This is a genomic window from Dactylosporangium sp. CA-152071 (assembly GCF_050936335.1).
In the GTDB taxonomy this organism is placed as follows: Bacteria; Actinomycetota; Actinomycetes; order Mycobacteriales; family Micromonosporaceae; genus Dactylosporangium; species Dactylosporangium maewongense.
The window spans coordinates 807,428-820,659 of the sequence record NZ_JBNJMZ010000001.1; the positions used below are offsets into that span (position 1 = coordinate 807,428).

At 74.3% G+C, this 13,232-nt stretch carries 9 protein-coding genes; 6 read left to right on the plus strand and 3 right to left on the minus strand.

Translation table 11 applies throughout. The features are described 5' to 3' along the window. Positions 1–7: 7 nt before the first annotated feature. The 5 genes from ACQEVZ_RS03095 to ACQEVZ_RS03115 are packed head-to-tail and all read left to right on the plus strand — an operon-like array spanning position 8 to position 6,029. A complete protein-coding gene (locus ACQEVZ_RS03095) occupies positions 8–1,927 on the plus strand; it encodes an ABC transporter permease (RefSeq protein ID WP_433360974.1) in 1,920 nt (639 codons plus the stop codon). Then, positions 1,924–2,715 carry an ABC transporter ATP-binding protein gene (locus ACQEVZ_RS03100; RefSeq protein ID WP_433360977.1) on the plus strand — a complete coding sequence of 264 codons (792 nt, stop codon included), beginning with the start codon at positions 1,924–1,926 and terminating at the stop codon, positions 2,713–2,715. The genes ACQEVZ_RS03095 and ACQEVZ_RS03100 overlap by 4 nt, the downstream gene beginning before the upstream one ends. Next, positions 2,712–3,425, plus strand: coding sequence for an ABC transporter ATP-binding protein (locus ACQEVZ_RS03105; protein WP_433360980.1), 714 nt, complete (start codon positions 2,712–2,714; stop codon positions 3,423–3,425). The genes ACQEVZ_RS03100 and ACQEVZ_RS03105 overlap by 4 nt, the downstream gene beginning before the upstream one ends. Beyond that, the gene (locus ACQEVZ_RS03110; RefSeq protein ID WP_433360983.1) at positions 3,425–5,377 is read left to right on the plus strand and encodes a GMC family oxidoreductase; all 1,953 of its coding nucleotides are present in this window, start codon (positions 3,425–3,427) and stop codon (positions 5,375–5,377) included. Before ACQEVZ_RS03105 ends, ACQEVZ_RS03110 begins: the two co-directional genes overlap by 1 nt. A gap of 10 nt (positions 5,378–5,387) precedes the next feature. Further along, a complete protein-coding gene (locus ACQEVZ_RS03115) occupies positions 5,388–6,029 on the plus strand; it encodes a hypothetical protein (RefSeq protein WP_433360986.1) in 642 nt (213 codons plus the stop codon). 23 nt (positions 6,030–6,052) lie between these two features. On the opposite strand, the gene ACQEVZ_RS03120 is transcribed toward ACQEVZ_RS03115, so the two are convergent. From ACQEVZ_RS03120 to ACQEVZ_RS03130, 3 genes are all read right to left on the minus strand, one after another. Then, a complete protein-coding gene (locus ACQEVZ_RS03120; RefSeq protein ID WP_433360989.1) occupies positions 6,053–8,416 on the minus strand; it encodes a caspase, EACC1-associated type in 2,364 nt (787 codons plus the stop codon). Between the two features lie 147 nt (positions 8,417–8,563). Then, on the minus strand, positions 8,564–10,678 hold the full coding sequence (locus ACQEVZ_RS03125) for a 3-hydroxyacyl-CoA dehydrogenase NAD-binding domain-containing protein (protein WP_433360992.1): 2,115 nt from the start codon (positions 10,676–10,678) through the stop codon (positions 8,564–8,566). Positions 10,679–10,690: 12 nt separating this feature from the next. Next, positions 10,691–11,902 carry an acetyl-CoA C-acetyltransferase gene (locus ACQEVZ_RS03130; RefSeq protein WP_433360995.1) on the minus strand — a complete coding sequence of 404 codons (1,212 nt, stop codon included), beginning with the start codon at positions 11,900–11,902 and terminating at the stop codon, positions 10,691–10,693. Between the two features lie 104 nt (positions 11,903–12,006). On the opposite strand from ACQEVZ_RS03130, the gene ACQEVZ_RS03135 reads away from it, so the two are divergent. Further along, the gene (locus tag ACQEVZ_RS03135; protein WP_433360998.1) at positions 12,007–13,179 is read left to right on the plus strand and encodes a TetR/AcrR family transcriptional regulator; all 1,173 of its coding nucleotides are present in this window, start codon (positions 12,007–12,009) and stop codon (positions 13,177–13,179) included. Positions 13,180–13,232: the final 53 nt, after the last annotated feature.

Consider the following 13,232-nt stretch of genomic DNA (forward strand, 5'->3'; position numbering starts at 1 on the left):
CAGCACTATGGATCAGGTCCTGCTCTTCCTCACGCTCGGCTTCGCCGCCGGCGCCGTGTACGCCGTCATCGCCACGTCCATCGTGGCGCTGCACGTCGCCACCGGGGTCCTCAACTTCGCGCAGGGATCGCTCGCGCTGTGGGGCGTCTGGGTCGTCGCCGAGCTGCGCCGCAGCGGCACCCTGGTCCTGCCGGTCGGGTCAGTGCCGTTGGGCACCGCAGCAAGAGAAGCGTGGACGGCGGTGGCGCTCGGGGTGCTGAGCACGGCGGCGCTGGCGTTCGCCGCGCACTGGCTGGTGTTCCGGCCGCTGCGCGGCGCGCCGCCGCTGTCGCAGGTGGTGGCGTCGGTCGGGCTGATGCTCGCGATCGGCTCGCTGGTGCCGCTACGGTTCCGGACCGACGGTGCGCTCGCGGCGCCGCTGCTCACCGACCGGACGCTCGGGGTCGCCGGGACGCGGCTCAACGTGAGCGACCTGATCCTCCTCGCGGTGGCGTTGACCGCGACCGTGGCGTTCTCGGTGTACTTCCGGCGGACCCGTTGGGGCGTCGCGACCCGGGCCTGCGCCGAGGACGAGCGGGCCGCCCGGCTCACCGGCCTCTCGCCGGACCGGCTCGCCGCCGTCGCGTGGCTGTGCACCGGCGCCGCGACGGCGCTGGTCGCGGTCCTCGCCGCGCCGACCGTCGGGCTCGACCCGATCGGGTACATGTTCTACGTCCTGCCCGGGCTCGCCGCGGCGCTGCTGGCCCGGCTCACGTCGGTCATGACCGCGGGGCTCGCCGGCATCGGCATCGGCTGCTTCCAGTCGCTGCTGCTGCTGGCGAGCACCGTCGACGGCTGGCCCGCCTGGGCGCAGGCCGGGCTCGGCGACGCGGTGCCGTTCGTGCTCGTCGTCGTCGCGCTCGTCGTGCTCGGCCGGGGCATCCCCGCCCGCGGCGCGCCCGGCGCGGACCGGATGCCGGCGGTGGCGTTGCCCCGGCGCCGGCTGCGGGCGGGCCTGCTGCTCACGGGCGCGGCCGCCGCCGCGATCGCCCTCACGTCCGGCAGCTGGCGCTTCGGGGTCGTCACCTCGATCATCATGGCGCTGATCGCCCTGTCCCTGGTCGTGCTCACCGGCTACCTGGGGCAGATCTCCCTCGCCTCCATGGCCTTCGCCGGCACCGGCGGCTTCGTGCTCTCCAGGGCCACCGTCGCCTGGGGGCTGCCCTTCCCGCTCACCATCCTCGTGTCGGCGGGCGTCGCCACGCTCGTCGGTGTCGCCGTCGGCCTGCCGGCGCTGCGGATCCGCGGCGCTCAGCTGGCGGTGGTCACGCTCGCCGGCGCGATCGCCATCCAGCAGCTCGTGTTCGCCAACCCGGCGCTGACCCCGTTCGAGGGCAACCTCATCGACGGGCCGACCCTCCTCGGCTGGAACCTCGAGGTGCGGCGCGGCACCGACCTGACGACGACCGCGTTCGCCGGCACGGTCGTCGTCGTGGTCGGGGTGCTCGCCGCCGCCGTCGCGCGGCTGCTCGCCGGCACGACCGGGCAGGCGTTCCTCGCGGTGCGCGCCAACGAGCGCGCGGCGGCCGCGGCCGGCATCGACGTGGCCCGCACGAAGCTCGCCGGGTTCGCCGTCGCCGCGTTCCTCGCCGGGGTCGGCGGCTGCCTCATCGGGTACAGCCGCTCGCAGCTGTCCGCGGAGTCGTTCAACGTCATCGTCGGCCTCGGCGTGCTGTGCATGACCTACGTCGGCGGCATCACCCGGATCGGCGGCGCCGTCATCGCCGGACTCGTCGCGCCGCTCGGGGTGCTGTACACGCTGCTCAACACGACGTTCGGCCTCGGCCGGTACTACACGCTCATCGCCGCGTGCGCGCTCGTCGTCACCGCGGTGCTCAACCCCTCCGGCATCGCCGGCAGCCTCCACCGCCGGAAGGTCGCGGCATGACGCTCCTGGAAGCCACCGGACTCACGGTGCGGTACGGCGGCGTCCTCGCCAACACCGACGTCACCCTGCACGTCGGCGCCGGCGAGGTGGTCGGGCTGATCGGGCCGAACGGCGCCGGCAAGACCACGTTCGTCGACGCCGTCACCGGCTTCACCGCCGCCCGCGGCACCGTCACCCTCGACGGGCGGCGCCTCGACGGGCTCCCGCCGCACGCCCGCCGCCGCGCCGGGCTGGCCCGCACCTGGCAGGCGGGCGAGCTCTTCGGCGACCTGACCGTCCGGCAGAACGTCGCCGTCGCCGCCGCCCGGGGCCCGCTGCGCAACCTGTGGAGCGACCTGACCGGGCGGGCCGCCCGTGCCGGCGGCGTGGACGCGGCGCTGGAGATGTTCGGCCTGCAGTTCGTGGCGGACCGGCGCCCCGGCGAGCTGAGCCTGGGCCGGCAGAAGATCGTCGGGGTGGCCCGCGCCCTCGCCGGCGGGACCCGCGCGGTCCTGCTCGACGAGCCGGCCGCCGGGCTCGACACCGACGAGAGCGCCGAGTTCGGCGGGCACGTGCGGGCGATCGCGGCGGCGGGCCTCGGCGTGCTGCTCATCGACCACGACATGAACCTCGTCTTCGACGTCTGCGACCGCGTGTACGTCCTGGACTACGGCGCCGTCATCGCCGCCGGCACGCCCCACGAGGTCCGCGCCGACCCGGCCGTGCGGACCGCGTACCTCGGCGCCCCGGCCGAAGCCGGCGCCCCGTCAGAGGCCGACGCCGGCGCCCCTCAGGAGGTGCCCTCATGACCGCCGTCCTGAAGCTGGCGGGCGTCACCGCCGGGTACGCGGGCGTCCCCGCCGTGCGGGACCTCGACCTCGAGGTCGGCGAGGGCGAGGTCGTCGCGCTGCTCGGCCCCAACGGCGCCGGCAAGACCACGACGCTGCTCACCGCCGCCGGCGTCATCGCCCCGACCGCGGGCACCGTCACCGCGTACGGGAAGCCGCTGCACCGGCGCGTCGAACGCAACGCCCGCGCCGGTCTCGTCCTCGTCCCCGACACCCGCGGCGTGTTCCACGGCCTGACCGTCCGGGAGAACCTGACCCTCGCCCGGCGGGCCGACCTCGGCCGGGTGCTGGAGCTGTTCCCCACCCTGGAGCCGCTGCTGTCCCGCCGGTGCGGGCTGCTGTCCGGCGGCGAGCAGCAGACGCTCGCCATCGCCAAGGCCCTCGTCAGCATGCCGCGGATCCTGCTCATCGACGAGCTCAGCATGGGCCTGTCCCCCATCGCGGTGCAGGCGATCCTGCCGACCGTCCGCGCGCTCGCCGACCGGCTCGGCGTCGCCGTCGTGCTCGTCGAGCAGCACATCGACCTCGCCCTGACCGTCGCCGACCGGGCCGTCGTGCTCCACCACGGCCGCGCCGTCCTCGCCGGATCCGCCCGCCGGCTGCGCGCGCAGCGGCACACCGTCGCCGAGGCGTACTTCGGCGCGTCACCTTCTACGATCGGGAAGTCCTGATGGAACTCACCGCCCGGCAGCGCGCCGCGCTCGCGAGCATCTGCGACACCTTCGCGCCCGGCGACGGCGACGGCATCCCGTCGGCGCGCGAGATCGGCGCCGTCGACATCATGGCCGGTCTCGTGCTGGGCAACCCGCGCGCCGCCGAGACCCGGCAGTTCCTGCAGCTGCTGACGCTGTGGGACTCGCCGCTGGCGGCGCCGCTGCGGGGCGGCGGGCTGCGCTCGTTCTCCCGGCAGCCGCAGGCCCGGCGGGAGGCGATCCTGCTCGGGCTCGCCGGGTCCGGCAACGCCCGCAAGCGGGCGCTGTTCCAGGCGCTCAAGGGCGCCGCGACACTCTCCTACTACCTGGCGCCCGGCCCGACCGGGCACTCGCCGCTGTGGGACGCGATCGGTTATCCGGGCCCCCTCGGTACACGAGCCGACGCCGCGGAACCACCGCTGCGGCCGATCCGTCCGGCCGGACCGACCGTCCTGGACTGCGACGTGGTGGTCGTCGGATCCGGGGCGGGCGGCGGGACCGCGGCCGCCGTCCTCGCCGCCGCCGGGCTCGACGTCGTCGTCGTGGAGAAGGGCGCCTACCACGACGACCGGGACTTCGACGGCGGCGAGCTGTCCGGCCTGTCCCGGCTCTACGCGCCCGGCCCGGCCGCGACCGCCGAGGGGCAGCTGAGCCTGCTGCAGGGCCAGGGCGTCGGCGGCGGCACCGTCGTCAACTACTCCACATCGTTCCGCACCCCGGCCGGTGTACGCGACGAGTGGGCGTCGCACGGCGTGCCGCAGTTCGCCACCGACGAGTACGACGCCTCGCTCGACGCGGTGTGGACCCGCCTCGGCGTGAACCTCGACCATGGCGCGATCTCCTCCCGCGACGCCCTCATGCAGGCCGGGCTCACCAAGCTCGGCTGGCACGTCGCGGAGATGCCGCGCAACGTCATCGGCTGCGACACCGGCATCGAGTGCGGCCGGTGCGGCCTCGGCTGCCGCATCGGCGCAAAGCAGTCCGTGGCGAAGACCTGGCTCGTCGACGCGCAGCGGTCCGGCGCGCGGCTGCTCGTCGGCGTCGACGTGCGGACCGTCACCGTCGCGGCCGGCGCCGCCACCGGCGTCACCGGGCGCACCGCCGACGGTTTCCCGGTCACCGTGCGCGCCCGGGCGGTCGTCGCCGCCGCGGGCAGCATCCAGACGCCGGCGCTGCTGCGCCGCTCGGGGCTCACCAACCCCAACATCGGCCGGCACCTGCACCTGCACCCGGCCACCGGGGTCTGGGGCACCTTCGCCGAGGAGGTCCGCCCGTGGGAGGGCGGGATGCAGACGCGGTACTCCACCGAGCACGCCGACCTCGACGGCCTCGGCCACGGCGTCATCTACGAGACGGCCGCCACCAACCCGGCGATCGCCGTGTCGTTCATGAGCTGGCGCGGCGCGCGGTCGCACCTCGCCCAGATGCGCGCCCTGCCGCACCTCAGCGGCGTCGGCGTCATCACCCGCGACCGCGACGCCGGCCACGTCACCGTCGACCGCGACGGCGAGCCCGTCGTGCATTACCGGCTCTCCGCGTACGACGCCGCCCACATGCGGGCCGGGATCGCCGGCGCGGCCCGCATCGTGGAGGCCGCCGGCGCGCTGACCGTCTTCTCCGGCCACCAGCGCGGCCTGACGTGGGAGCGCGGCAAGGGCTCAATCGACGACTTCATCGCGTACACCGGCGGCCTCGGCACCGCGCCCGGCGAGCTGTCGATGGCGGCGCTGCACATCATGGGCGCGGCCCGCATGGGCGGCTCCAGGGCCACGTCGGCCACGGACCCCGACGGCGCGACGTGGGAGGTCCCGAACCTCGTCGTGGCCGACGCGTCCTGCTTCCCGACGTCGTCCGGCGTCAACCCGATGATCTCCGTCGAGGCGATCGCCCACATGAACGCCCGCCGCCTCGCCGCGACGCTCCGCAACTAGGATCGGCGGCGTGACGCTGCCGACCCCGACCGTGGAGCGGCTCGCCCACTCCGTCGCGGTCTTCAACGGGTACGCCAACGCCGACCGGACCTGGCTCGACTTCGTCGCGCGGACCGCGCCGGGCCCTGACCTGTCGCGGCCCGAGCACCGGCGGCTGCTGCACCGCTGGCTCAACTCGTGGGGGTGCCGCATCCGGTACCCGCGCGACGGCGAGCCGGATCTGTTCGACGCCGGGATCGCCGGCTGGTGGGCCGCGTCCGGCGTGACCCTGCCGGCCGGCCCGCTGCGCCTGGCCTCGGACGCCGACCTGACCGCGCTCGGCACGGCGTACGCCACCCTGTCCGCCGTGCCGGCCGGTCCCCGCCGCACGCTCGGCCCGACCGCCGCCGCCAAGGCCCTGTACGCGCTGCGCCCCGACACCGTGATGCCCTGGGACGCAGCGATCGCGGTCACGCTGCACGGCGCCCGCGACGGCGCGGCCTTCACCCGCCACCTGACCCTGGGCCGCGCCTGGGCGGCGGCGCTGGTCGCCGCGACCGGCGCCGACGACGCGTCGCTTCCCACGTTCCTCGGCCGCCCGTCGGTCTCGCTCGCCAAGCTCCTCGACGAGTACACCTACGTCCGTATCACGCTGGGACACGACCCGTCCTGACGTGCAGCGCACCGGCGGACGGGTCAGACCAGCAGCCGCGCCGGGAGTCGCACCTCCGCCACGACGCCGCCGCCGGGGGCGGGTGACAGCTGGACCGCGATGCCGTGCCGGGCCGCCAGGCAGCTCACCGCGTAGAGCCCGACCCTCAAGTCGTTGGGTGTGCCGGGGCGGGCGAGCTGGTCGTTGAGCTCGACGAGATTGCCGGGTGAGATCCCGATCCCGTCGTCCTCGACGGTGATGCGCAGGCGGTCGCCGACCTTGCGAGCGGTCACGTCGACCATCGAGTTGGGCGGTGAGTAGATCGTGGCGTTGTCGAGGAGCTCGGCGATCAGGTGGACCACGTCGAAGACCGCGAAGGCGGCGATGCGCTGGGTCCGGTCGACCGCGATGTAGCGGACGCGGCTGAAGTACTCGATCTCGGACTGCGCGCTGCGCAGCACGTCCGCCACGGGCGCCGGTTCGTGACGGCGGCGGACCGGGTCCACGCCGGCGAGGGCGAGCAGGATCTCGTCCGACCGGCGGATCCGGCCGGCGAGGTGGTCCAGGTGCAGCAGCTCCGCCAACCGGTCCGGGTCCTGTTCCTGGTCGGCCAGCTGGTGCACCGCGGCGCGCAGGCGGGCGCCCAGGCGCTGCGTCCGGCGGACCATGGTGCCGAACATCGCCGACGTCATGGCCTGCGTCTCGGCGGCACGCAGCGCGGCCGTCGCGCGGAGCAGGTGGACGTAGACGTCGACGACACCGGGGTGGTATCCGCGCCGCACCGACGGGAACTCCGGCGGGTCGGGGATGCGCGCCGATCCGTTGGCGAGGGCCGTGTAGGCGCGGTTGAGGTACTCGTCCACCGCCGCAGGGTCGTCGCCGCGGCCGTCGGCGGCGAGGCCCGGCGGCGGCAGGTCCAGCCCGGCCGGCGTCCAGGCGGGACGCGGGAAGGGCACGGACGGGAGCGGGCCGTCGAGGTCGTCGCCGAGGATCCGGCCTGCCGCGGCGCGGTTGCCCACCGGGCTGTGGGTCAGCTCCTGGTGCCGCCGCTGCGTCACCTCCAGCCGCTTCGCCGCGTCGTGCTCGGCCGCCGTGCGCAGCGCCCGCAGGTGTGCCACCTCTGCCCCGATCGCGGCGGCCTCGGCCTTCGCCTCCTCGGCGGCCTGCTCGGCGGCCCGCAGCCGCTGCTCCGCCTGCTCCGCGGCGAGCACGGCGAGGACCGCGTCCTGCTCCGCCTTCGCCCTGGCGACGGTGGCCGCCTCGACCTGGGCCTTCGCCTCGGCGATGATCTCGTCGTACTCCTGCTGGGCGGCGCCGACGATCTGCTCCGCCTCGGCGCGGGCGGCGTTCACGCTGCGCAGGTCGAGGATGCCGCCCTGCGGCGCCGGCGGTTCGTCGGGGCCGGCGTCGGCCGGGTGCGCCGACAGCAGTGCCCGCGCCGCCGCGACGACCGGCGGGATCTCCTGGCCGGCCAGCTCTTCCAGTACGCGCCTGGCGGTCACCGCGCGGCCCGGCTGGCCGCCGAGCCACTGCCCGAGGGTCGTCACGGCACCGAGCCGGACCTCGGGGTGCGGGCTGTCGAGGGCGGTGCGCAGCGAGGCCGGGAGCGGCACCGGATTGATCACCGCGCCGGCGCGGCTGCGGGCGAGCCAGATCTTGCCCTCGCCGCCGTAGATCCACCGCTGCGGTGTCTGCGCCGCCCGCTGCCTGCGGACGTGGTCGAACGCGTAGGTGTAGGCGTCGTCGACGGAGATGTAGCCGTCCCGGTCGGTGTCCGCGTCGCCCGACCGCAGGCCCTCGATCATGCCGGTGGTGAACACCGACCCGGCGACGAGCGCGCCCGGCAGCACCTCGCCCTCGAACGAGTACTCGCCGGCCCGGGACGCGGTGAGCACCGCACGGCCGCGGCCGCCGCTGCCGATGAGGTGCCGTTCGAGGTTCACCTCCGGCTCGCCCTTCGCCCCGTCGGAGAACGCGCCGCTGAAGCAGCAGTCGAGGATGACGACCTGGCGGGCCCGGCACTCGTCGAGCTGTTCGAGCAGCCACCTCGACTCGACGCCGGTGGAGCCGAGGTGGGTGGTCCTGGAGTCGGTCGCCGCGAAGTACAGCCGTCCGCGCCGGTCCCGGACGCCGTGGCAGGACAGGTACACGACGAGCAGGTCGTCGGGGTCCCGGCCGGCGAGGAAGCCCTCCACCTCGACGCGGATGTCGTGCGCGGTCCGGTCGATGAGCGACGTCACCGCGAACGCGCCGATGGCGGGGTCGGCGAGGACCTCGGCGAGCCCGGCCGCGTCGTGGGCCGGCGCGCGCAGCTGGCTCAGCGCGGGATCGGCATACGTCGCGGTGGCGATGACCAGGGCGAACCTCGGTCCAGGGGGCAGTTCAGGCGCGGGTGTTCGGCCGCGCACGCCGGACCTCGTCGCTCAGCCGCCCGACACCACGGTGCACGTCGATCACCAACTGCCCTCCTCCGCGTCACCGTCCGTTCTATCACTCACCGGAAAGGGGCGGCGCGGCAGAGGGTGCGGGCCTGGACGCCCGCACCCTCGCGGCGGTCACTCGAAGCGTTCGCCGCGGGCGGCCTTGTCGAGCAGGAGCTGGGGCGGCTCGAAGCGGGCGCCGTAGCGGGCGGCGAGTTCCGACGCGCGGGCCACGAAGCCGGGCAGGCCGCCCTGGTACTGGTTGGCGTACTGCAGGACACCGCCGGTCCAGGCCGGGTAGCCGATGCCGAGGATGGAGCCGACGTTGGCGTCGACGGCGGAGGTGAGGACGCCCTCCTCGAGGCAGCGGATGGTCTCCAGGGTCTCGACGAACAGCATCCGCTCGATGAGGTCGGCGAAGGGGACGTCGAGGTTGGTGCCGCCGAATGCGTCCCGCAGCCCGGGCCAGAGGCCGGTGCGCTTGCCGCCGGCGTAGTCGTAGAAGCCGGCGCCGCCGGAGCGGCCGGGGCGGCCGGCGGCGATCAGGTGGTCGATGACGGCGTCGGCGGCGTGCGGGGTCCAGGTGCCGCCGGCGGCGACGACCGCGGCCGCGGTCTCCTGGCGGATCTTCTGGGGCAGGGTGAGGGTCAGCTCGTCCATCAGCGCGAGGACCGGCGCCGGGTATCCGGCCTGCGAGCTGGCCTGCTCGATGGTGGCGGCCGGGATGCCCTCGGCGAGCATCGAGACGCCCTCGTTGGTGAACGTCCCGATGACCCGGCTGGTGAAGAACCCGCGGCTGTCGTTGACGACGATCGGCGTCTTCTTCAGCTGCCGGACGACCCCCAGCGCCCGGTCGACGGCGGCGGCGGAGGTGGCGCTGCCGCGGATGACCTCGACGAGCGGCATCTTGTCCACGGGCGAGAAGAAGTGCAGCCCGACGAAGTCCTCCCGGCGGGTCACCCCCTCGGCGAGCAGCGAGATCGGCAGCGTCGAGGTGTTGGAGCACAGCAGCGCGTCCGGCGCGACGACGTCCTGGACCTCGGCGAACACCTTGTGCTTCAGGCCCGGGTCCTCGAACACGGCTTCGATGACCAGGTCGCACCCGGCGAGGTCCGCCGGGTCCGCGGTCGGCGTGATCCGGCCCAGGATCTCCTCGGCGGGCAGGAACGGTTTCTTCGCCAGGACCCGGGCCGAGTACTCCTTGCCGCGGGTGGCGGCCTCGACGGTGACGTCCTTGAGCAGTACCTGCATGCCGGCCTTCGCGCACACGTACGCGATCGCCGCGCCCATCATCCCCGCACCGAGGACCGCGACCCTGCCGAACTTCTGTGCCGCGGCGCCGCGCGCGTTGGCGGCCTGCACGTCGAAGAACAGCGCCTGGATCATGTTCTTGGCGATCTGGCCGGTGGCGAGCTCGATGAAGTACCGGCCCTCGATGGTGAACGCCGTCTCCAGGTCGACCTGGGCGCCCTCGACGGCGGCGGCGAGGATGTTGCGCGGCGCCGGGTAGGGCGCGCCTTTCAGCTGCTTGCGCAGGGTCGCCGGAAACGCCGGCAGCTGGGCCGCGAGCGCGGGTGTCGACGGTGTGCCGCCGGGGATGCGGTAGCCCTTCACGTCGTACGGCTGGACCGCGCCGGGGTTCGCGACGATCCACGCCTTGGCCCGGGAGAGCAGCTCGTCGCGGGGCGCGACCTCGTGCACCAGGCCGTGTTCGAGGGCGGCGGAAGGCCGGTGCCGCTGGCCGCGGACCAGCCAGTTGGTGAGCGCGTCCGCGATGCCGAGGAGCCGGACGCTGCGCACGACCCCGCCGGCGCCGGGCAGCAGCCCGAGCGTCACCTCGGGGAAGCCGATCTCGATGCGGGCGTCGTCGGCGACGATGCGGTGGTGGCAGGCGAGCGCGATCTCCAGGCCGCCGCCGAGCGCGGAGCCGTTGATCGCGGCGACGACGGGCCGGCCGAGCGTCTCGAGGCGGCGCAGCGCCTGCTTGAGCCGGCGCGTGTCGGCGTCGAGCGCCGCGGCGTCGTTGACCCGCACCAGCGACTCGAGGTCGCCGCCGGCGAAGAACGTCTGCTTGGCGGAGGTCAGCACGACGCCGGTGATGTCGTCGCGCTCCCGTTCCAGCCGGTCCACGGTGGCGACGAGGCTCTCGCCGAACTCGTCGTTCATCACGTTCGCGGAGCGTCCCGGGTGGTCGAGGGTCAGCAGGACGATCCCGTCCTCGCCGCGCTCCCAGCGGATGGTGTCAGCCATGTCTGTGTCCCCCTACAGGCGTTCGATGACGGTTGCGATGCCCATGCCGCCGCCGACGCAGAGCGTGGCGAGGCCGTAGCGGCCGCCGCGCCGCTCCAGCTCGTCGGTGAGGGTGCCGAGGATCATGGCGCCGGTCGCGCCGAGCGGGTGACCCATGGCGATGGCGCCCCCGTTGACGTTGACGATGTCCATGCTGAGTCCCAGGTCGGCGACGAACCGCAGTACCACGGCCGCGAACGCCTCGTTGATCTCGACGAGATCCAGGTCGTCGACGCCGAGGCCCGCCTTCGCGAGGGCCTTGCGGGCGGCGGGTGCCGGGCCGGTGAGCATGATGGTCGGGTCGGCGCCGCTGACGGCGGTGGCGACGATGCGGGCGCGCGGCGTCAGGCCGGCGGCGGCGCCGACCGCCTCGTTGCCGATGACGACGAGCGACGCGCCGTCGACGATGCCGGAGGAGTTGCCGGCGGTGTGCACGTGCTCGATCCGCTCGACCCAGTGGTACCGCTGCAACGCCACCGCGTCGAAGCCGCCCATCTCACCGATCATCGCGAACGACGCCGGCAGCTGCCCGAGACCCTCCAGTGTGGACGCTCGCAGGTGCTCGTCGCGGTCGAGGACGACGAGGCCGTTGCGGTCCAGCACCGGCACGACGGACCGGGCGAAGTAGCCGTTGGCCCAGGCCTTCGCGGCCCTGGTCTGCGACTGCAGCGCGTAGCGGTCGACGTCCTCGCGGCTGTACCCGTCGAGGGTGGCGATCAGGTCGGCGCCGATGCCCTGCGGCACGAAGCCGGTGTCGTAGTTGGTCTCCGGGTCGAGGGCCCACGCGCCGCCGTCGGAGCCCATCGGCACCCGCGACATCGACTCGACCCCGCCGGCGAGGACGAGGTCCTCCCAGCCGGAGCGGACCTTCTGCGCGGCGACGTTCACGGCTTCGAGGCCGGAGGCGCAGAACCGGTTGAGCTGCACGCCGGCGACCGTGTCGGGCAGCCCGGCGGTGAGGGCGGCGGTCTTGGCGATGTCGGCGCCCTGGTCGCCGAGCGGTGACACGACGCCGAGCACGACGTCGTCGATGCGGGCCGGGTCCAGGCCCGGCGCGCGGCGCAGCGCCTCCTCGATCAGGCCGCTGATGAGCGACACCGGCTTCACCGAGTGCAGCGCTCCGGTGGGCTTGCCGCGGCCGCGCGGCGTGCGCAGCGCGTCGTAGATGTACGCCTCGGATGCCATGACCACTCCTCGCCTAAACGCTCCCGGATGCGAATCCCGCCTAACTTTCTGTGCCGGTGCGCTCAGTTGTCAAGCGTTGTCGTGGCGGCGTTAACCTGTACCGTGTGCGAACAGCAGCGAACAGCGCGGAGCCCGCCACGCCGGCGAAGCGGCCGAAGGACCGCAAGGACCGCATCGCCCTGGCCGGCGCCGAGCTGTTCTGCGAGCGGGGCTACCACGGGGTGTCCGTCGACGAGATCGCCGCGGTCGTCGGCATCAGCGGACCCGCGGTCTACCGGCACTTCCCGAACAAGTACGCGATCCTCGTGCACGCCACCCGGGACGTCGTCAACGCGCTGCTCGCCGCCACCACCAAGGGCACCCTGGACGAGCTGCTCGCCGCGGTCGCCGGGATCGCCGTGGCCAGGCGCCGCGCCGCCGGGCTGTACCAGTGGGAGCGGCGGTACCTCACCGGAGAGCACCGCCGCGAGTTCGGCGCGGGCCTCACCGAGCTGGTCGGCCGCCTCGCCGGGCCGCTGCGCGCCACTCGGCCAGAGCTGGCCGCGGGCCAGGCGGAGCTGCTGGTCAACGCGGCGCTCAGCGCGTTCGGCAGCGTCACCACGCACCGCGTGGCGGCCACCGGCACCGACACCGCACGGCTGCTGACCCGGGTCGCGTGGACCCTGCTGCGCGCCGACCCGCCGCAGCTGCCGGCGGGCGGCGTGGACGCACCCGCGGTGATCAAGCCCGCGTCGCGCCGCGAGCTGCTGCTCATCGAGGCGATCCGGCTCTTCCACCGGCACGGCTTCCACGCCGTCTCCGTCGAGGACATCGGCCGCGCGGCGGGCATGCAGGCGTCCAGCGTCTACCGGTACTTCCCCAGCAAGGCCGACCTGCTCGCGGCCGCCTACTACCGGGCCACGGACCGGCTCACCGGCGCAACGAGCACGGCGATCGCGGAGGCGAGCGACCCCGCCGACGCGCTGCGGCGGGTCGTGGCGGCGTATGTCGACTTCGCATTCGGGCAGAGCGACCTGGTCGCGGTCTACCTGGCCGAGAACAACAACCTGCCCGACGCCGACCGGCACCAGCTGCGCGGGGCGCAGCGCCTGCACGTCGAGGAGTGGGTGCGGCTCGTCGGCGCGGTCCGGCCGGAGCTGCCGGTCGCCGACGCGCGGGTCCTCGTGCACGCGGCGCTCAACGTGGTCACCGACATCGGCCGCCTGGGCGGCTTCGACCGCACCCCCGGCTACTCCTCGCAGACGGCCGGTCTCACACTGGCGGCTTTGCACGCCTGAATCACGGTCCACGCGCCTGACGTCGGATCTCTTCCCAATAAGTTAATCGGGAG

What these genes read in the sequence shown, in the direction of transcription:
- ACQEVZ_RS03095 (WP_433360974.1), top strand. Translation starts at nt 8, where the DNA reads ATGGATCAGGTCCTGCTCTTCCTCACGCTCGGCTTCGCCGCCGGCGCC.
- ACQEVZ_RS03100 (WP_433360977.1), top strand. Translation starts at nt 1,924, where the DNA reads ATGACGCTCCTGGAAGCCACCGGACTCACGGTGCGGTACGGCGGCGTC.
- ACQEVZ_RS03105 (WP_433360980.1), top strand. Translation starts at nt 2,712, where the DNA reads ATGACCGCCGTCCTGAAGCTGGCGGGCGTCACCGCCGGGTACGCGGGC.
- ACQEVZ_RS03110 (WP_433360983.1), top strand. Translation starts at nt 3,425, where the DNA reads ATGGAACTCACCGCCCGGCAGCGCGCCGCGCTCGCGAGCATCTGCGAC.
- ACQEVZ_RS03125 (WP_433360992.1), bottom strand. Translation starts at nt 10,678, where the DNA reads ATGGCTGACACCATCCGCTGGGAGCGCGGCGAGGACGGGATCGTCCTG.
- ACQEVZ_RS03130 (WP_433360995.1), bottom strand. Translation starts at nt 11,902, where the DNA reads ATGGCATCCGAGGCGTACATCTACGACGCGCTGCGCACGCCGCGCGGC.